The 19348-nt window shown below is 68.6% G+C and carries 18 protein-coding genes; 3 read left to right on the top strand and 15 right to left on the bottom strand.

Annotated elements, in window-relative coordinates; all coding sequences use genetic code 11:
* Positions 1-59: 59 nt before the first annotated feature.
* The 6 genes from lepB to rpoE all read right to left on the bottom strand — a co-directional run bounded on the left by lepB (position 60) and on the right by rpoE (position 6872).
* On the bottom strand, positions 60-863 hold the full coding sequence (gene lepB / locus QLQ86_RS04205) for a signal peptidase I (protein WP_282736205.1): 804 nt from the start codon (positions 861-863) through the stop codon (positions 60-62).
* A 14-nt stretch (positions 864-877) separates the two neighbouring features.
* Positions 878-2695, bottom strand: coding sequence for a translation elongation factor 4 (gene lepA / locus QLQ86_RS04200; RefSeq protein WP_282736204.1), 1818 nt, complete (start codon positions 2693-2695; stop codon positions 878-880).
* A gap of 181 nt (positions 2696-2876) precedes the next feature.
* Positions 2877-4298: a DegQ family serine endoprotease gene (locus QLQ86_RS04195; RefSeq protein ID WP_282736203.1), complete on the bottom strand. Its 1422-nt coding sequence runs from the start codon at positions 4296-4298 to the stop codon at positions 2877-2879.
* Between the two features lie 61 nt (positions 4299-4359).
* A complete protein-coding gene (locus QLQ86_RS04190; RefSeq protein WP_282736202.1) occupies positions 4360-5358 on the bottom strand; it encodes a MucB/RseB C-terminal domain-containing protein in 999 nt (332 codons plus the stop codon).
* Positions 5358-6065, bottom strand: coding sequence for a sigma-E factor negative regulatory protein (locus QLQ86_RS04185; RefSeq protein WP_282736201.1), 708 nt, complete (start codon positions 6063-6065; stop codon positions 5358-5360). Before QLQ86_RS04185 ends, QLQ86_RS04190 begins: the two co-directional genes overlap by 1 nt.
* A 201-nt stretch (positions 6066-6266) precedes the next feature.
* Positions 6267-6872, bottom strand: a complete 606-nt coding sequence (rpoE, locus tag QLQ86_RS04180) for an RNA polymerase sigma factor RpoE (RefSeq protein ID WP_282736200.1) — start codon at positions 6870-6872, stop codon at positions 6267-6269.
* A gap of 307 nt (positions 6873-7179) precedes the next feature.
* Between rpoE and QLQ86_RS04175 the strand changes: the two genes are divergently transcribed.
* Positions 7180-8259 carry a 3-deoxy-7-phosphoheptulonate synthase gene (locus QLQ86_RS04175; protein WP_282736199.1) on the top strand — a complete coding sequence of 360 codons (1080 nt, stop codon included), beginning with the start codon at positions 7180-7182 and terminating at the stop codon, positions 8257-8259.
* A 111-nt stretch (positions 8260-8370) separates the two neighbouring features.
* Here QLQ86_RS04175 and dinG read toward each other — a convergent pair whose 3' ends face one another.
* Both dinG and rhlB read right to left on the bottom strand, forming a co-directional pair.
* A complete protein-coding gene (gene dinG / locus QLQ86_RS04170) occupies positions 8371-10512 on the bottom strand; it encodes an ATP-dependent DNA helicase DinG (protein ID WP_282815985.1) in 2142 nt (713 codons plus the stop codon).
* A gap of 6 nt (positions 10513-10518) precedes the next feature.
* On the bottom strand, positions 10519-11793 hold the full coding sequence (gene rhlB, locus QLQ86_RS04165) for an ATP-dependent RNA helicase RhlB (RefSeq protein ID WP_282736197.1): 1275 nt from the start codon (positions 11791-11793) through the stop codon (positions 10519-10521).
* A gap of 169 nt (positions 11794-11962) precedes the next feature.
* On the opposite strand from rhlB, the gene QLQ86_RS04160 reads away from it, so the two are divergent.
* On the top strand, positions 11963-12214 hold the full coding sequence (locus QLQ86_RS04160; protein ID WP_282815984.1) for a hypothetical protein: 252 nt from the start codon (positions 11963-11965) through the stop codon (positions 12212-12214).
* A gap of 2 nt (positions 12215-12216) precedes the next feature.
* Positions 12217-13044, top strand: coding sequence for an exodeoxyribonuclease III (xthA, locus tag QLQ86_RS04155; protein ID WP_282815983.1), 828 nt, complete (start codon positions 12217-12219; stop codon positions 13042-13044).
* 28 nt (positions 13045-13072) lie between these two features.
* On the opposite strand, the gene QLQ86_RS04150 is transcribed toward xthA, so the two are convergent.
* From QLQ86_RS04150 to QLQ86_RS04120, 7 genes are all read right to left on the bottom strand, one after another.
* Positions 13073-14167, bottom strand: a complete 1095-nt coding sequence (locus QLQ86_RS04150; protein WP_282815982.1) for a hypothetical protein — start codon at positions 14165-14167, stop codon at positions 13073-13075.
* Between the two features lie 19 nt (positions 14168-14186).
* Positions 14187-14969 (bottom strand): energy transducer TonB, encoded by a 783-nt coding sequence (locus QLQ86_RS04145; RefSeq protein WP_282815981.1) that lies wholly within the window; start codon positions 14967-14969, stop codon positions 14187-14189.
* The gene (locus QLQ86_RS04140) at positions 14966-15376 is read right to left on the bottom strand and encodes an ExbD/TolR family protein (RefSeq protein ID WP_282815980.1); all 411 of its coding nucleotides are present in this window, start codon (positions 15374-15376) and stop codon (positions 14966-14968) included. The genes QLQ86_RS04145 and QLQ86_RS04140 overlap by 4 nt, the downstream gene beginning before the upstream one ends.
* Positions 15369-15902, bottom strand: a complete 534-nt coding sequence (locus tag QLQ86_RS04135) for a MotA/TolQ/ExbB proton channel family protein (protein ID WP_282816124.1) — start codon at positions 15900-15902, stop codon at positions 15369-15371. Before QLQ86_RS04135 ends, QLQ86_RS04140 begins: the two co-directional genes overlap by 8 nt.
* Complete coding sequence (locus tag QLQ86_RS04130) at positions 15886-17274, bottom strand: MotA/TolQ/ExbB proton channel family protein (protein ID WP_282815979.1); 1389 nt, start codon at positions 17272-17274, stop codon at positions 15886-15888. Before QLQ86_RS04130 ends, QLQ86_RS04135 begins: the two co-directional genes overlap by 17 nt.
* A complete protein-coding gene (locus tag QLQ86_RS04125; RefSeq protein ID WP_282736190.1) occupies positions 17271-18077 on the bottom strand; it encodes a DUF3450 domain-containing protein in 807 nt (268 codons plus the stop codon). Before QLQ86_RS04125 ends, QLQ86_RS04130 begins: the two co-directional genes overlap by 4 nt.
* A gap of 240 nt (positions 18078-18317) precedes the next feature.
* Entirely contained in the window at positions 18318-18929 is a 612-nt protein-coding gene (locus tag QLQ86_RS04120; RefSeq protein WP_282815978.1) for a superoxide dismutase, read from the bottom strand.
* Positions 18930-19348 lie beyond the last annotated feature (419 nt).

The raw sequence follows: 19348 nt of genomic DNA, 5'->3' as shown, positions 1-19348 counted from the left end.
TGTCGGTGGACCCGGCGACGCGCGCGAGCCGCCGGGTCCGAGGGGCGGCAGGTGTCGCCCTACTGGATACGGCGCACGCTGGTGAAGCTCGGCAGTCCACCGTCCCAGTGCATCCAGACGGCGAAGGCGCGCCCGACGATGTTCTCCTCCGGCACGAAGCCCCAGTAACGGCTGTCGTTGGAGTGATCACGGTTATCGCCCATGGTGAAGTAGTGCCCCTGCGGCACCTCAAGCTCGCGCACCTGGGGACCCGGGTCCCGAGGATTATTGTAGATACGGTGTTCCAGCTCGCCCAGTTGCTCGGCCAGCAACAGCTCGGTGGGCGCCGCGGCGGGGCCGGCCTCGAGCAGCGCCTTGGGCACCGCCTCGCCATTGACGAAGAGCTGCTTGTCCTCATAACGGATCCGGTCGCCCGGCAGGCCCACCACCCGCTTGATGAAGTTCACGGCGGGCTCGTCGGGAAAGCGAAACACCATGACGTCACCCCGCTCCGGCTCGCCGACCTCCAGGATGCGGGTATTGACCACCGGCAAGCGCAGGCCATAGGCGAACTTGTTGACCAGGATGAAGTCGCCGACCTCCAGCGTCGGTCGCATCGACCCGGACGGGATCTGAAAGGGTTCGACCACGAAGCTGCGCAGTATCAGCACCACCAGCAGCACCGGGAAGAAGGAGCGGGCATAGTCGACCGGCCAGGGCTCCTTGAGCGCCTTCTCGCGGGCCCGCTCATCGAGCCCCTCGGTCGTGCCGGCCTCGGCGGTGGCCAGGCGCTGCCGGCGGGCAGGACGCCACCAGAGCAGATCGAGCAGCCAGATCACGCCGGTGACGGCCACCGCCACCACCAGCATCAGAGAGAAGTCCATGGGGTTATCCGTTCCTAGTCATTGACCCTGAGCACGGCAAGGAAGGCGTCCTGGGGAATCTCCACTCGACCGACCTGCTTCATGCGCTTCTTGCCCGCCTTCTGCTTCTCGAGCAGTTTCTTCTTGCGACTCACGTCGCCGCCGTAGCACTTGGCGGTGACGTTCTTGCGCAGCGCCTTGACGGTGGAGCGCGCCACCACCTGGCCGCCGATGGCGGCCTGGATCGCCACATCGAACATCTGCCGCGGGATCAGCTCCTTCATCTTCTCGACCAGCAGGCGACCGCGGCTGTGGGCGTGATCGCGATGGATGATCACCGCCAGGGCATCGACCCGGTCACCGTTGATCAGCACGTCCAGGCGCACCAGCTTGGCAGCCTGGAAACGCTCGAAATTGTACTCGAGCGACGCATAACCCTTGGAGATGGACTTCAGGCGGTCGAAGAAGTCCATCACCACCTCGCTCATCGGCAGCTCATAGGTGAGCTGGATCTGGCTGCCGAGGAACTGCATGTCGAGCTGGGTGCCGCGGCGCTGCTCGCACTCGGTGATGACATTGCCGACGAAGTCCTGGGGCACCAGGATGCTGGCGCGCACGATGGGCTCGCGCATCTCCTCCACGTCAGCCATGTCGGGCAGCTTGGAGGGGTTGGCGACGTAAATGACCTCGCCATTCTTGAGCAGCAGCTCATAGACCACGGTGGGCGCCGTGGTCAGCAGGTCCAGGTCGTACTCGCGCTCGAGGCGCTCCTGGACGATCTCCATGTGCAGGGTGCCGAGGAAGCCGACGCGGAAGCCGAAGCCCAGGGCGTCGGAGTTCTCCGGCTCGTAGTCCAGCGAGGCATCGTTGAGCGCCAGCTTCTCCAGGGCGTCGCGGAAGTCCTCGTAGTCGTCGGCGCTGACCGGGAACATCCCGGCATAGACCTGCGGCTTGACCTTCTGGAAGCCGGGCAGACGCGCGACGTCAGGGGTCCTGGTATGGGTGATGGTATCCCCCACCGGGGCACCCTGGATCTCCTTGATACCGGCCACGATGAACCCCACCTCACCGGCGCGCAGGATGCCGGTTTCACGACGCAGCGGAGTGAAGATGCCCACCTCGTTGGCCTGCCAGTCACGCCCGGTGGACTTGATGCGGATCTTCTCGCCCTTCTTCAGGGTGCCGTCGAAGATCCGCACCAGCGAGACCACGCCCAGGTAATTGTCGAACCAGGAGTCGATGATCAGCGCCTGTAGGGGGGCCTTGGGGTCACCCTTGGGCGGCGGGATGTCGCGCACCAGGCGTTCGAGCAGCGCGTCGATCCCCAGCCCGCTCTTGGCCGAGACCTGGCAGGCGTCGGTGGCGTCCAGCCCGATGATCTCCTCGATCTCGTGAGAGACCTTGTCCGGGTCGGCCTGGGGCAGGTCCATCTTGTTGAGCACCGGCAGCACCTCGAGGCCTTGCTCGATAGCGGTATAGCAGTTGGCCACCGACTGGGCCTCGACGCCCTGGCCGGCATCGACCACCAGCAGTGCGCCTTCGCAGGCATACAGCGAACGCGACACCTCGTAGGAGAAGTCCACGTGTCCCGGGGTGTCGATGAAGTTCAGCTGGTAGGTATTGCCGTCCTGGGCGTGGTAGTCCAGCGTCACCGACTGCGCCTTGATGGTGATGCCACGCTCGCGTTCGAGGTCCATGGAATCGAGCACCTGCTCCTTGAGCTCACGCTCGGTCAGCCCACCGCAGGTCTGGATCAGGCGATCGGCCAGGGTCGACTTGCCGTGGTCGATGTGCGCGATGATCGAGAAGTTGCGGATGTGCTTGAGGGGGTCGGCGGTTGCGTCTTGGGACATCGAGTCGATTCTGCCTTGTGGGTGTCGGGCCACGGCCGACAGGATGGATCGCGTTGCGGTCGGCTGGCGGGCTCTGGTCGGATTGGGCGCCATTGTAGCGGGATGCGCCTGCCAGATACAGCGACCCGACGGCGGGCGCCATCGGGTCGCGTGATTGCTGCCGCTCGCCGAGGCGGCGGGGTCAGCCGCGGGAGAGCCGCAGCGCCACGAACAGCGAACGGCCGTCGCGGTAGAGGCGCACCGGAATCGCGCGATCATCGGGCAGCCCGGTCACCAGTTCGGCAAGCTGGTCGGGGTTCTCCACCGCGCTCTGGTCGATGCTGACCAGGATATCGCCGGCCCGGATGCCCGCCTGAGCGGCCGTGCCGCGCGGGTCCACCTCGCGCACCCGGACACCGCCCTCGATGCCGAGTTCACGACGCTCGGCGTCCTCCAGCGGTGCCACGGCGATGCCCAGCCGCGCCGGCGCCGGTTCCTCGCCCTGGCCAGTTGCCGTGCCGCCCTGGCTGTCGGGCCAGTCGCCCACGGTGACGGTCTCCTCGCGACGCTCGCCGTCGCGCAGCAGCGTCAGTTCCACATCGCTGCCCGGGCTGACCCGTCCGATCAGCCGCGGCAGGGTACTGGAACTCTCCACCGCCTCACCATTCACCTCGAGGATGACGTCGCCGGCCTGGAGCCCGCCCTGGGCCGCCGGCCCCTCGGGATCAAGGTCGGCGATCAGCGCCCCCTCGGTGTTGTCCATGCCGAAGGACTCGGCCAGGTCACGGGACACCGGCTGGATCATCACCCCGAGCCAGCCGCGGCTGACGCGACCGTCGTCACGCAGTTGGTCGGCGACATCCAGGGCCACGTTGATGGGGATCGCGAAGGAGAGCCCCATGAAGCCGCCGCTGCGGGTGAAGATCTGCGAGTTGATGCCGACCACCTCGCCGTCCAGGTTGAACAGCGGGCCGCCGGAATTGCCCGGATTGATCGCCACGTCGGTCTGGATGAAGGGGACGTAGGCATCGCGGGGCAGAGTCCGATCGATGGCACTGACGATGCCGGCCGTCACCGAGTGGTCGAAACCGAAGGGCGAGCCGATCGCGGCGACCCACTCCCCGACCCGGAGATCATCGGAGTCCGCCAGGGTAAGGGCCGGCAGTCCGTCGGCGTCGACCTTGAGCAGGGCGACATCCGTCTTGGTATCGGCACCGATCAGCTCGGCCTCGAGTTCGCGCCGGTCGTTGAGTCGCACCAGGATCTCGTCGGCGCCCTCCACCACATGGGCATTGGTCATGATGTAGCCGGCCTCGTCGATGATGAAGCCCGACCCCAGGGACTGGCGCTCCTCGCTGCGCCCCGGCGCCCCTCCGGGCGGCACCGGGAAACGGTCGCCGAAGAAGTGACGAAAGATCTCCGGGATCTCCTGGCCGCCGAACTCGCCGAAGGGCGACGCCTGGCGTTCCACCATCCGCGAGGTGGAGATGTTGACCACGCCGGGCGCGGCCTGGTCGACCAGTTCGGTGAAGTCCGGCAGCTCGCGGGCCATGGCCGTCTGCCACGCCAGCAGGGCCGTGGCGAGCAGCATCCAGAGGGAAAGGTGTCGTGTCATGCGCTTCATGAAAGGCTCCTGCGTCGGCAAGAATGGAAGTGTCCTTCATACCGTCTGTGTGTCAAAAGGTTCAGGGCATGTCGCCCTCATCGCCGGCCTGCCACTCCACCGAATCGGCCACGCGCAGCAGGACACCGGGGGGGAGCTCGCCCATCACCACCACCTGGCGGGTCTGACCGCCGAGTTCGCGATGGCGCACGGCCGCATGGGAGACGCCGAGGCGATGCATGCCCGGGATCAGCTGGTCCGGTCCCTCCACGGGTTCCACGAACAGGCTGAGGGTGGCGAGCCCGTCACTGTAGACCCGGTGGCCGACATCATCGTCGTGGCGAGAACTGCGGGTCTCCACGGGCTGGGGGATAAAGCCCGTGGGTAGCCAGGCGGGGTGCCAGGGGTCCTCCGGGCGGGCACGGCGTCGGTCGAGGCCGATCTCTCCCTGGTACAGCTGTGGCTGACGCAGCTCGGTGATCTGGAAGGTCTCCACCACGCGCCCCTCCTCGTCCAGCAGGATCTGCTTGAGCGGCAGCCCCGTGGCAGTGTCGAGCCAGAATCGGTGGCCATACCGCATGACATCCAGGGGTTCGATGTCGAGGCGGATGGTGGTGCGATTGGCAAGGCGCTCCTCACCGCTCAGCTGGAGACGGTAGAGGCCATCTAGGTGTTGGGCGATGCCCGCCGGCGAGGCCGGCACCGGGGCATCACCCTCCGCCCAGCTCAGGCGCCCGATACGCCCGCGCCGCTCGAAGACCACCGCGGGACCGTCCAGAAACCGGGCCACCTCGCGCTCGACGCCCTCCACGACATCATGGGAAAGCGCCAGGGAACGGACCCCGTCGCCGCCGATACGTACCGCCCGCGCCTGGAACTCGTAGCAGTGGTTGGCCCAGAGGCTGCGCTCCAACCAGCCCAGGGCCGTCTCGGGTGGTTCGCGCTCCGCCAGGGAGCGGCAGTCGAATCGCTCGGCCTGGGTCGAGTCGTCGTCGGGCTGTGCCACCGCGCCTGACGAGTGGATCAGCAGGGCCGCGACCAGCATCCCGCCGAGCAGGCGGGTCGGACGACCCTGACGCATCAGTGCTGCCCCAGGGACTCGCTACCGGACGCACGCAGCAGCGGCATCCAGGTGTCGCCACTGCGATAGGCCGCGCCCTCGGCATGGCGGTCCAGGTAGGACTGCAACAGCTGAGCCTGTTGCTGGTCATCCCGGGCGGACTGCCGCGGGGAGAGGAACAGCGGCGAATCGAAGCCCGCCCCCACCGTCATCGCGCCCCGGGAATCGCCGGAGGGCGTCTGGAAGAGCGGCAGGCCCGGCAGCGAGGGACGGCTGTCAGCGCCGGAGGACGCCAGCTCCGACCCGCCGAGAGCGGCAGGGCTAGCCTGCATCTCCCCCCCCGGCTGGCCCTGGGTGGCCACCTCGGCGGGGGCCTGCCCCGAGTCGAGGCTACCGTTGTAGAACTGCACGCCGGTGATGACCATCAGGGACACGGCGGCAGCGATGCCGGCACCGCGCGCCAGCGACACGGGACGACCGGATGGCTCGCCGGCGTCGACCCGGGGCAGCGGCTCGTCCTGCAGGCGCGCCATGATGCCCGCCGAGAGGTCGGTGGCGACATCAACCTCCGGTTCCCGTCGCATCAGGCTGCGCATCAGATGGTAGCGGCGCCAGGTCTCGGCGGCATCCGGGGAGTCGTCCAGTGACTTCAGGACTCGACGCAGCTCCAGCTCATCCCCTTCGTTGTCCATCAGGGCAGAAAGCGATTCCCGTGCGTTCTGACTCATTCTTCACACCCTCACACTCGACAAGGCGACCCGGTCCGGGTCCTTTGACAGCCTGTTGATCCCGACATCGGCGCGTGTCGCCCTGGCCATGTCGGCATGTTGTTGCCCGCTGGTGGCGGGCCGGTCACCGCATATGACGTCGCAGATCCCGGACAGTTCAGCAAATCGTCAAAAAGCTTGCAGTTTCTCGCCTCCAACGCCTCATTCGACCACTGACTCCTGGTTGCGGGAAGTGGTGACGAGCGGGCGGATGTGCTGGTCCACCGCCTCCCGGGCCCGGAAGATCCGCGAGCGGACGGTACCCACGGGACACTGCATGATGGCGGCGATATCCTCGTAGGAGAGGCCATCGAGCTCACGCAGGGTGATCGCGGTCCGCAAGTCGTCAGGCAGGCCCTCGATCGCCTCGAAGATGGCCGCCTCGAGCTGGTCGCGGGCCATGGCGGCCTCGGGGGTCTCGGTATCGGCCAGCCGTCCGCTGTGGTCGACAATCTCGGCATCGGCGATGTCCAGATCGCTGCCCGGGGGACGACGCCCCTTCGAGACCAGGTAGTTCTTCGCGGTATTGATGGCGATGCGGTACATCCAGGTGTAGAACGCGCTCTCGGCGCGGAACTTGCCCAGTGCCCGGTAGGCCTTGATGAAGGCCTCCTGCGCCACGTCCTGCACCTCGGCGTGGTCGTGCACATAGCGGCCGATCAGGCCGATGATCTTGTGCTGGTACTTCTTCACCAGCAGATCGAAGGCGCGAGTGTCCCCCTTCTGGGCGCGCTCGACGAGCTGCTGGTCGGTTTCCCGGGTGCCCATTCAGGCCCTCCCCGAACAGAGAGGCACGGACGGCGACCCGACGGCGGGTCGCGAACGGTCTGGCGTTGCTAGCATAGTGTCAACCTGGGGCCTTGCAGCCACTGAATGGTCAGGGTCATGAATCACGAGAGGTACAAGTGTTCCTGTTTCTTGAACGTCCATCAAGCCGATTGCCTTGCCCCGTTGCCGGCGATGGGACCTGCAGCGGCCCGCCGGGTTCCCGCGGCGATTGAATTTGCCGGCCCCGCGCGCGATAGTAGATGCCACTGGACATCGCCATCAGCGCAGACACGATACAGGAAGCACAATGTCAGAGCAGCAGGTCAACAACCTCAACGTTCTCGCCCAGGACGTCCTGATCACACCCGAGGCCCTCAAGCGGGAGATCCCCCTCACCGAGGCCGCCGAGCGCACGGTGATCGAGGGCCGCGAGACGATCCAGGCCATCCTCGACGGCCGTGATCCCCGCCTGCTGATGGTGGTGGGCCCCTGCTCCATCCATGACGTGGATGCCGCCTTGGACTATGCGCGCCGCCTGCGCCGGCTGGCCGACGAGGTCAAGGACAGCCTCTACATCGTGATGCGCGTCTACTTCGAGAAGCCCCGCACCACGGTGGGCTGGAAGGGCCTGATCAACGACCCTCACCTCAACGGCTCCTTCGAGATCGAGGAGGGCCTGCATATCGCCCGCAAGCTGCTGGTCCAGCTCGCCGAGATGGGCCTGCCCCTGGCCACCGAGGCGCTGGACCCGATCTCGCCGCAGTACCTGCAGGACTGCATCAGCTGGTCAGCGATCGGCGCCCGCACCACCGAGTCCCAGACACACCGCGAGATGTCCTCGGGACTCTCCTGCCCGGTGGGCTTCAAGAACGGCACCGACGGTAGCCTGGACGTCGCGGTCAATGCCCTGCAGTCGGTTTCTCATCCCCACAACTTCCTGGGCATCGACCAGGCCGGCCAGGTGGCGATCATCCGTACCCGCGGCAACGCCTATGGCCATGTGGTGCTGCGCGGCGGCAACGGCAAGCCCAACTACGACAGCGTCAGCGTGGCGCTGGCCGAGCAGGAGCTGAAGAAGGCCGGGATCAAGCCCAACATCATGATCGACTGCTCCCACGCCAACTCCAACAAGGATGCGGCCCTGCAGCCGCTGGTGCTGGAGAACGTCACCAACCAGATCCTCGAGGGCAACCGCTCGATCATCGGCCTGATGGTCGAGTCCAATATCGGCTGGGGCAACCAGAAACTGACCGAGGATCTCAGCCAGCTCAAGTACGGCGTCTCCATCACGGACGCCTGCATCGACTGGGACACCACCGTCGACGCCTTCAAGCGCATGAACGAGAAACTCGCGCCGGTGCTGGCCGAGCGACGCCAGGCCGCCTGAGCCCTGTCGCCGCCCCCACACTCCCGGGCCTGCCTGACGGCGGGCCCGTTCGTTGCGGGTGACGCCTACGCTGACCGGGGATCTCTCCCCCTTCCCCCTTCCCTCTGCCGCTCAGACTTCGCGTACGCCGTCGATCTCGCGCACGAAAGGAGGCAGGGCGTCGAGCAGCGCCCGGCCGTAGCGGCGGGTCAACACCCGGCGATCTAGCAGGGTGATGCGCCCATGGTCGGCCTCCTTGCGGATCAGTCGGCCACAGGCCTGCACCAGCTTGATCGAGGCATCCGGCACACTGATGCGCATGAAGGCATTGCCGCCGCGGCTCTCGATCCATTCGGCCAGCGTCGCCCCCACCGGGTCGTCGGGTACCGAGAAGGGCAGCCGGGTGATCACCACATGGGTGAGGTAGTCACCGGGCAGGTCGATCCCCTCGGCAAAGCTCGCCAGGCCGAAGATTATGCTGCCCTCCCCCGCGTCCACCCGCGCCCGGTGGCGGGTGATCAGCTCGCGCTTGGGCAGGCGATCCTGGGCCAGCACCCGCTCGCGCCGGGCCCCGGAGAGCGCCTTCTCGACGCCGCGAAGCTGGGCCCGTGACGAGAAGAGCATCAGCACCGCCTCCGTGTCACCGAGTGCTTCCACGAAGTCGACGATGGCCCGCTCGTGCCCCTCGCGGTCGGCGGGGTCGACCGCCTCCCGGGGTACGCTGAGCACCGCCCGGGAGTAGTCGAAGGGACTGGGGAGGCGCTGGTAGCGATAGCGGTTTGCCAGCCCGGCACGCTCCTGCAGCCGCTCGAAGCGCCCCAGGGCGGTAAGCGTCGCCGAGGTCACCACGGCCCCGAAGGTGGTGCCCCACAGGCTCTTCGCCAGGGTGTGGGCCGCCGAGACCGGGCTCGCGGAGAACGTCAACTCAGGCTCGCCATGGAAGCGCTCCAGGGTCAGCCAGCGCGCGCGCGGCGGCTCGCCCTCGGGGTCCGTCTCGGCGAAGGCCAGCCACAGGGCATGGGCTTCCAGGGCTCGCCCATGGAGCAGCGCCACCAGCGGCAGCCAGGCCTCGGCCTGTTCCCGCGGCAGGCCGGTGTGCTTGTCCGGGTCGAGGCTCTCGCGCAGTATGTCGGCCATGCCCTCCAGGGTGCGGGAGAGCTCGGCGAAGATCACCACCAGACCACCCGCCTGCTCGCGCAGCGCCTCGGGGGCCCGCCCCATCTCCAGGCGGTGGTGCCGGCTCTCCTCGCCGTCGGCCAGCCCCTGGGGGCGCCCGGCCAGCTGGTGGCCCAGGGCGAAGGCCTCGCCGAGGCGGGGCTCCAGGGCATTGATCGCCTCCGGGAGTCCCGCCAGCAGCCGCGCCAGGGTCGGCTGCACGGCCAGCGCCTGGTTGAGCTCGGTGAGCGAGCTCTTCAGGGTCTTCAGCCAGCGCAGTGCCCCGCCCACGGCGAAGCGGTAGGTAAAGTGCTGGAGGGCCTTGTCGGGCAGGTGATGCCCCTCGTCGAAGACGTGGATGCAGTCACCCGGAGCCGGCAGCACCACCCCGCCCCCCAGCGCCAGGTCGGCCAGCACCAGGTCGTGGTTGGCGACGATGACGTCGGCGCTCTCGAGATGGCGGCGGGCACGGAAGAAGGCGCAGGCCCCGAAGTGGCCGCAGCGGCGGTTGGTGCACTGGCGGTGGTCCACGGTGAGACGGCGCCAGTGGCTGTCCTCGATGGCCTCGGGCCAGCTGTCGCGGTCGCCCTCCCAGCGGCCGTTGCCGTAGGCCTCGCCCAGTTCCTTGGCCAGCGCCTGGAAGTCGTCGCCGCCGCTGGCCAAGGACTGCTCGAAGAGCGACAGGGTCGCGTTCTCCTCCCCGCCGTCCAGCGCCTGGTCGAGGCGCGCCACGCAGACATAGCGCCCGCGCCCCTTGGCCAGGGCATAGTCGAAGTCGAGCCCGCTGTGGGCCTTGAGCGCCGGCAGGTCCTGGTGCAGCACCTGCTCCTGCAGGGCCACGGTGGCGGTGGCGATGACCAGCCGCTTGCCGCGGGCCTTCGCCACCGGCAGCGCGGCCAGCAGGTAGGCCAGGGTCTTGCCGGTCCCGGTGCCGGCCTCGAGCACGCAGACATGCTCGTCACTGGTGCGCCGGCCGGCCTCGTCGGCCTCGATGCCCGCCAGGGTGCGGGCGATCTCGGCGATCATCAGCCGCTGGCCATAGCGCGGCGTGAGCTCGAGGCCCTCCAGAACCCGACGGTAGGCGTCCTGGATCTCGGCCTTCAGCGCCTCCTCAAGCATGGGCCGTCAGAGCAGGCCTTCCGGCGGGTGCTCGCAGGGCAGCTTGTCGTTGATGTAGCGCTCGATCTCGGGCAGGGAGAAGGCGTCCTCCTCGCCCACGAAGCTGATCGAGACGCCCTTGGCCCCGGCGCGGCCGGTGCGCCCGATGCGGTGCACATAGTCCTCGGGGTCTTCCGGCAGGGTGTAGTTGATCACGTGGCTGACATCCTCGATGTGGATGCCGCGCCCCGCCACGTCGGTGGCGACCAGCACCTGGATCTGGCCCTCGCGGAACTTCTCGAGGGTCTCGATGCGCTGGTTCTGGGGCACGTCGCCGGAGAGCATGGCGGCATTGATGCCGGCCTTCTCGAGCAGGTCGTCGAGCTTGCGCACCAGGTCGCGGCGGTTGCCGAACACCATGACGCGGTCGAAGCTCTCCTGCTTGAGCAGGTTGACCAGCAGGCGCTGCTTGTCCTCGTCACCGACCAGGTAGACGCGCTGGTCGATGTCGGCGGCGTTGTCGACGGTGACCTCGATCTCCACGTGGGCAGGCTCGTGGGTCCACTGGCTGGCCAGGTTGAGGATGTCCTGGCTGAAGGTGGCCGAGAACAGGAAGGTCTGGCGCTGCTCCTTGTTCGGGGTATGGCGGATGATGCGCTTGACGTCGGGGATGAACCCCATGGAGAGCATGCGGTCCGCCTCGTCCAGCACCAGCACTTCCACCTGGGTGAGGTCGACGTCGCGCTTCTCGTGGAAGTCCAGCAGCCGACCCGGGGTGGCGACCAGGATGTCGAGCCTGTCCCCCAGAGCGTCACGCTGCTTCTGGTAGTCCATGCCGCCCACGACGCTGGCCACCTTGAGGTCCGTGAAGCGGGCCAGGGCCTTGGCGTCCTTCTCGATCTGCAGCGCCAGCTCGCGGGTCGGGGCCACGATCAGCGCCCGTGGTGCCCCCGGCTTCTGGCCGTTGGGCGCCTCCTCCTCGAGGAAGTAGGCCAGGATCGAGATCAGGAAGGCGGCGGTCTTGCCGGTGCCGGTCTGGGCCTTGCCCACCACGTCACCGCCCAGCAGGGTCTGGGCCAGGGCCTCGGCCTGGATGGGCGTGCAGTACTCGAAGCCCAGGGCATGAATGGCCCGCATCAACGGCAGCGGCAAGTCGAAGTCATGGAAGCGCCACTTGCCCGCCACGACGGGGACCTGGAACTGGCGCAGATCCCAGTTCGACTGGCGACGGCGCGGCTTGCGCCGGCGACGCTTGGGCTTGCGGTTCTGGGCCGGTGCTGTGGTCTGTTCCGACTCGCTCATAGGCTGTGCTGTCTTGTCCGTATCGGTGGATGGGGTGCATGACGCAAACCGGCATTGTACCAGTCTCCGGCGACGAGGGCGCGCCCCTGACACCTGCCGCCGGTTCGGCGCTGTCGGCCTGGCCGCCGCGACTGGTAGAATGGCGCCCATTCATGCAAGGAGTTGCATCATGACACGCCGAAAGAAGACCCGTTCGCTCGCCGACAAGGTGCAGATCCGCACCGGCAAGCGCAAGGATTTCAAGAAGTGGCGCCACGAGAATCCCGACCAGGTCACCTCGACGACCCGCTTCACTCAGAAGAAGCGCCAGCAGCGCAAGTTGCAGGCGGCCCGCAAGATGGCCCGCCAGGAGTCGGGGCAACCGATCGCCATCCACCCCGGGACATCGGGCAGCGACACTCCCGAGCGCAAGGACGACTGACGATGCGCCTGGTCTCCTTCAACATCAACGGCATCCGCGCCCGCCTGCACCAGCTCGCCGCCCTGGTCGAGACGCATCGCCCGGCGGTGATCGGCCTGCAGGAAACCAAGGTCCAGGACAGCGAGTTCCCCGTGGCGGCGGTGGAGACGCTGGGCTATCGCGTCTTCTACCACGGCCAGAAAGGCCACTACGGCGTGGCGCTGCTGGTCGACACGGCCCAGTGCGGGGAACCGGAGGCGATCTTCCATGGCTTTCCCGATGACGGCGAACAGGCCCAGCGGCGCATGATCGGGGTGCGCGTGCGCCCGGGCGACGGCGACCCCGTCACGGTGTGGAATGGCTACTTCCCCCAGGGCGAGAACGTCGAGCATCCGGTCAAGTTTCCCCACAAGCGCGCCTTCTACGCCCAGCTCCAGCGGCTGCTGGAGACGCAGCACCGCCCCGACGAGCGCCTGGCGGTGATGGGCGACTTCAACATCTCCCCCGAGGAGAGCGACATCGGTATCGGCGAGGCCAACCGCCGGCGCTGGCTGCGCGAGGGCAAGACCAGCTTCCAGCCGGTGGAGCGCGAATGGCTCGCCGGCATCAAGGCCTGGGGTCTCACCGACAGCTACCGGCTTTGCTACCCGACGGCAGACGACCGCTTCAGCTGGTTCGACTATCGCTCCCGCGGCTTCGAGCGCGACCCTCGGCGCGGCCTGCGCATCGACCATATCCTGGTGAGCGCGCCGCTCGCCGAGAAGGTGACGGACGCCGGCATCGACTACGAGCTGCGCGGCATGCAGAAGCCCTCCGACCATGCCCCGGTGTGGACGGAGCTGGCGCTGTAGGCAGCCCCCCTGTCTTGAGGCCGATGACTCAGCGGGCGTCCATCGAGGCCATGGCCTCGAGCCAGCGCTCGGCGTCGTCCTCCCCCCGCTCATGAGCCCGGGTCAGCGCCCGCTCGGCCAGATCGTGGCGTCCCCAGGCGTGGGCAAGCTGGCCGAGCCTCAGCCAGTCGCCGCCGCTGTCGCTCCGCCTGGCCACGGCCCCCCAGGCGCCCAGGGCACGATCGCGGTCACGCGCCGCCTCCCAGGCCCGAGCCAGCAGGCGCCGGTGCGTCTCGCTGTCCTCCAGCTCGCCCTGCTCCAGCGCCTTGACCAGGTACTCGGCGGCCCGCGCCGGGGTGCCACCGGCCAGGTGCAGCTCGATCAGGCGACGCAGGTCGTCGCTGTCTTCGAGCACACCGCGCCGCCAGCCGGCCTCCCAGATCGCCGCGGCCTGGCCGGCGTCACCCAGCCGCCGGGCCAGGGCCGCGGCCTGCCGCCAGCGCGCGGGGTCGCGACTCTCCGAGAGACCATCGGCCAGCAGCGCCAGGGCCGCGCCGTCCCGTCCGGCGCGCCTGAGCACCGAGATGGACAGCCCGCGCTGAGCCTCGCTCGGCTCGGGCGTGACAGCCAGGGCACGCTCCACCCAGTCGGCGGCGTCATTCCATTGCTCCCGCTCGGCCAGCGCCCGCGCCAGGCGCCAGCGATCCCGCGGTTCTTCGTCATGCCGCGTCAACCAGTCGGCCAGCAGCCTGGCGCCCTCTGCGGCTTCTCCCGCCGCCAGGCGAAGCCGGGCCTCGTCGCGCTGCCAACGGTCCTGCCGCGCCGCCTCCACGCCACGAATCTCGCGCGCGACAAGAAGATGGTCGGCGGCCGCCGCCGGGTCGTCGGCGCGTGCCGCGGCGCCGGCGGCCAGTTGCAGATAGAGGGCCCGGGCCCAGCGGTCGGCGGCATTGCCGCCGGCCAGGCGCTCGGCCTGGGCCAGGGCCCGCTCGCTCACTGCATCGATCTCGCCGGCCTCGAGACGCTGCTGCAGGCGCTCCAGGTCGTCGATGAAGGCGCCCGGCAACGCCGGTGCCGCCAAGGCCACGGGAGCCATCAGCAGCCAGCCGGCGATGACCAGGGAAAGGCGACGAAGATGCGACATGAGAGCTCCCTGTTGCAGGCTATCTCAGCTGGAATGCCAGCCGCTGCCGGGCGCGACGCTGACCGTCGGCCGGCGCGAAGCGCCACTGCGCTACCGCCTGACGCGCGGCCTTGTCGAAGACGTTGCGCGGCCTGGCGGAGAGCACGCGGACGCTCGACGGGTCGACGCTGCCGTCCGCGCGGATCACGAACTCCAGCTCCACGTGACCCTCGAGCCCGCGACGCTGGGCCCGCGCCGGATACTGCGGCGGCACCCGCTCGGTGGGCGCCGCCTGCCCCACGTCCACCGGTTCGCCGACCTCGGGGGCGCCTGCATCCGGCTGGCCACTGGCGGGCTCGCCGGATGTCTCGGCCGCGTCGGACGGCCGAGCCGACGCTTCGGCCCGGGGCTCCGGTTCAGGCTCCGGTTCAGGCTTCGGATCAGGGTCGGGTTGCGGCTCGGGCTGCGGTTCGTGTTCCGGCCGCGCCTCGCTGAGCTCGGGCAGCTCGGTGTCGAGTTCCATCGGCTCAGCCTCTTCCGGCGGCAGCGCCGGCTCGGGCAGGACCATCTCGTTCTGCGCCAGTGGCGCGGGCTCGGGCAGCGGCGGCGGGACGACCGGCTTCGACGGTGCCGGCGGGGCGGCCTCGGCGGGCACCTCGGCCGCCTCGGGTTCGGCGTCGGGCGACTCGATGCTGGTCAGCGGCATGCTCATCTCCAGCACCTCGATATCCGGCTCGGGGGGCGAGACCAGCAGCGCCAGCAGCCAGAACAGCAGCAGCGCCATGGCCACGCCGGCCGACGCCGAGACCAGCACCCGGGTCATGGCGCGCCCCGGCTCGCAGCCACCGCGACCTGCTCGACGCCGGCCGTCCGGATACGGTCCATCACCTCGATCAGCAGGCCGGTGGTGGCCTCGCGGTCGGCCTGGATCACCACCCCGCCATCGTCGCTGACGAGTGCTGCGATTTCCTCGCCGACGCGGTGGGCGTCCACCGGCCGGCCGTCCACCCAGACGGTGCCCTCCGGGGTGATCGCCACCATCAGCCGGGCATCGGGCTGGGGGCTGGCGGCGCTGGACTCGGGCCGCTCGATCTCCACGCCACTCTCCTTGATGAAGCTGGTGGTGACGATGAAGAAGATCAGCATGATGAAGACGACATCCAGCATGGGGGTCAGGTTGATCTCGCCGGCATCGCCTTCCTCGGCGGCCAGGCTGCGGCGTCTACGCATGGGACTCCTCCACGGCGCGGGCCAGGCGGTCATGCAGCCGCTGATCCTCGCGCCGGATGATCTGTTCCAGTCGGCTGGTGAACAGCAGCCCCACCACGGCCACCGCCATGCCGGCCAGGGTCGGCAGGGTGGCCCGCGCCACGCCATCGGCCATGGCCCGCGCCTGGCCGGTCTCACTCAGCGACAGGCTGTCGAACACGGCGATCATGCCGGTGACGGTGCCCAGCAGGCCGAGCAGCGGGCAAAGCCCCACCAGCAGCTTCAGCCAGGGCAGCGGGCGCCTCAGCCGGGCGATCAGCTCTCGGGTCCAGGCCTCCCGCAGGGTCAAGGCGCTCCAGCTGAGGTGCTCTTGGCGCGCCGCCCAGCGCGCGATCAGGGCACGGCGGGCGCGGCGGTAGGTGATGCGGAAGAACAGCACACGCTCCAGGGCCAAGCCGAAGAGCAGCGCCGCCACCCCGGCGATGCCCACCAGGATGATCCCGCCGGCATCGACCAGCCGCGCCAGGGGTTCAAGCCAGAGCGGCAGCACGGCGCTCGCTCCCGGATGCTGTCGGGGAGGCCCGGCGATGTTCGAGCTGCTTGGCCAAGGCCGCGCTGGCCTGGCCCTCCATCACCCCCGCCAGGTGACGGCTGCGTTCGGCCAGGGCGGTATGGGCAAACAGCAGCGGCACCGCGGTGATCAGGCCCAGCACGGTGGTGACCAGCGCCTGGCTGATGCCGCCGGCCATCAGCTGGGGGTCGCCGGTGCCGAACACCGTGATCGCCTGGAAGGTGACGATCATGCCGGTGACGGTGCCCAGCAGGCCCAACAGCGGGGCCACGGCGGCGAGCAGCTTGACCAGCGGCTGGCCGCGCTCGAGCCGCGGCAACTCGGCCAGCACCGCCTCATCGAGGCGCGCCTCCAGCGCCTCGGGCACGGGGTCGTCGGCGAGCGCCCGAAAGCGCAGCAGCACTCTGCCCAGCGGGTTGTCTTCGCGCAGCCGGCCGAGATCGCGCAACTGGCGGCGCGTCGCCATGCTCACCCTGAGCAGGTAGGCGTACTGCAGCAGTGCCACCAGCAGGCCGATGGCACCCAGGCCCACCACCACATAGCCCACGGCGCCGCCCTGCTGGAAGCGCTCCCTGAGGCTCGGCCGCTGGGCCAGGGCCTCGATGACCTGCCCCCGGGTAGGGTCCAGGGCCAACCGCTCCCCCTCCCCGGCCTGGAAATCGGCGAGCAGCTCGCTTACCTCCGCCGGGAGGGGGGGCGCGGTGGCGAGCACATCCTCCTCGGCACCGTGCTCGAGCAGCTGCCCCTCGCTGAAGGCGGCCAGGTCACCCAGGCGCACCACCTCGCGGGTGGCGACCTGGCCGCCACCGCCCGCCACGGGCGCATCGAACGCGACGACCCGCCCGGTCTCGGCGGTCAGCGCCATCAGCGCATCGCCCAGGGTCTCAAGGTGCTCGGGCCTGAGCACCTCGGCCTCGTCGAGGCGCGGCGGCAACGCGGCGCCGCCCACCGTGATCCAGCTCTCCGCCAGGTCATCGCGCAGTTCGCCGCTGTGTCGCACCAGGGTATCCAGCACCGCTGAAAGATCCTCTCCCTGAACCGCCTGGCGTTCGTCGAGCGCCTCGCGACGGGTCTGCTGGGCCTGCTCCTGTTCCGCCAGGCCCGCGAAGCGCGCCTGGGCTTCATCGTGAGCCTCGCGGGCCTCCTCGAGAGCTGCCTGCAGGGCCTCGCGATCCTCGACGAGCTCGGCCAGGCGCGCCGCATCACGGGCCTCGGCCGCCTCGCGCTCGGCGCGCAGGGTGGTCAGGGGCTCCTCCTGAGACTGGGCGGGCAGCCCGACGATCAACAGACTGCCCATCACCAGCCCTACCAGGGCACGGCGTGCGACACGCATCCCGGGATGGATCATGAGCTCGCCTCCGCGTCGGTGGTAGTGGCTCCCCGCTCGAGCGGCCGGGAGATCGGCAGGGTCAGCAGTTCCGGTGCCCGCTGGTCGCGGGCGATGCGCAGGCCGTGGCGCAGCTGACCACGTCCGGTTTCATCCAGTGCCTCCCAGCGCTCGGCATCGGCGCGCCAGACGCCACCTTCCCGGCCATCCGGCGTCAGGTAGTAGAGCCCCACCCGCCCCAGGCGCAGGAAGTCCACCTCACGGCGGGCGTCTCCCTCGTCTTTCCCCTCGTTCAGGATGCCGCGCCAGGCGTCCAGTTCACGGCCATAGTCGAGCTCGGTACGCCAGGCGGCGAGAATACGATCCAGGCGCTCCGCGGCCGAGGCATCGGGGTCGGCCAGGCCTGTCTCGAGACTCCTGGCACGGGCCAGGCGCTCTTCCTTGAGGAACGGCAGGTCGCGTTCCACCCAGGTCCGCAGGCGCGAGATCAGCGCCTGCTCGAGCTTCGGCAGCGCCTCGCGGGTCTCGGCCAGCGTATCCAGCGCATCCTCGCGGCTATCCAGCCGCTCGCCGCGTCGCTCCAGGCGTGGCGCCAGGGCGTCGCTGCGCACCTCCAGGCGCCGTGTCTCGGCCTCTAGCCGGCGCAGCTCGGCAAGCATCTCGCGGCTCTCGTCGTCGACCGTGGCGATGCGCGACTGCAGCTCGGCCTGGACGCGCTGGGCCCGGCTGGCCTCTTCGATCACGGATTCCTGTGCCTGAAGAAGGCCGAGGGTCAGCAGACCGAGGGCGATGCCGGCCGGTAATTGTAAGCGAAAGATCCTCACCATGGCTCTCCGTCGTGGTCCCGGGCAGGGCGCCCACCATGCCACCAATACGAACGATTATCAATGCGCATGATAATCGTCCGTGCGGATACGATGGTGTCATCCGCAGGTAGCAGATGGCGCGGGATGGCGCTGCTGATCCACCGGGCACTGACCTGTGACAAGCTCGGAGATTCAAGTCGCACGCGCAAAAAAGCCGCACCCTGAGGGTACGGCTCATCCGACGGGAAAGGCCTGGCATCAGGCCGTGGCGTTGCGGTAGCGACGCTCCACGTCCTCCCAGTTGATCACGTTGAAGAAGGCCGCCACATAGTCCGGGCGCTTGTTCTGGTATTTGAGGTAGTAGGCGTGCTCCCAGACATCAAGCCCCAGGACGGGCGTGTTGCCATCCATGATGGGGCTGTCCTGGTTCAGGGTATTTTCCACCACCAGCTGGCCCTGCGGTGTCACGCTAAGCCAGGCCCAGCCGCTGCCGAAGCGGCCCAGGGCCGCCTTGGTGAAGGCGTCCTTGAACGCATCGAAGCCGCCCAGCTCCGACGCGATGGCGCGGGCCACCTCGCCATGGGGCTCTCCTCCTCCATCGGGGGACATCATCTGCCAGAACATCGAGTGGTTGGCATGGCCACCGCCGTTGTTGATCACGGCCTGGCGCTTGCCCTCCGGCACGTGGTCCAGATTGGCAATCAGCTCCTCCACGTGAACCTCCTCGAGGCCGGTCCCCTCGAGGGCGGCATTGAGGTTGTTGACGTAGGTCTGATGGTGACGGGAATGGTGGATTTCCATGGTCATCGCATCGATATGCGGTTCCAGGGCATCGTAGGCATAGGGAAGGTCTGGAAGGGTATGCGCCATGATCACTCCTCCTCGTTGCTGTCTAGAGGGACCCGTGGTCCCGGTTCACCCACAAGGATGGCAGGGAACCGCAATTGTTGCTAATGATTCCTGTTATCCCTTGTATAGGAGATGTTAATCGACACCCTGAACGACGCGGGCCGGCCCCCAAGGGGCCGNCCGGCCCGCGGGCAGGCTGGCGAAAAAACGCGGCCTGCGTTACCGATCAGGCAGCGCCTCGAAGAGATCGGCGACGAGACCGATGACTGTCGAGAGCGCCACCTGGAAGATCCCGATCTTCCTTACAGCTTGCTTTCCAGCTCCGGCAGGGCCTCGAAGAGATCCGCGACGAGACCGATGACTGTCGAGAGCGCCACCGGGAAGATCCTGATCTTCCTTACAGCTTGCTTTCCAGCTCCGGCAGGGCCTCGAAGAGATCA

It is taken from the genome of Halomonas rhizosphaerae, from assembly GCF_030012485.1.
Classification (GTDB): domain Bacteria; phylum Pseudomonadota; class Gammaproteobacteria; order Pseudomonadales; family Halomonadaceae; genus Halomonas; species Halomonas rhizosphaerae.
This window is presented reverse-complemented; position numbering and strand designations above follow the sequence as displayed.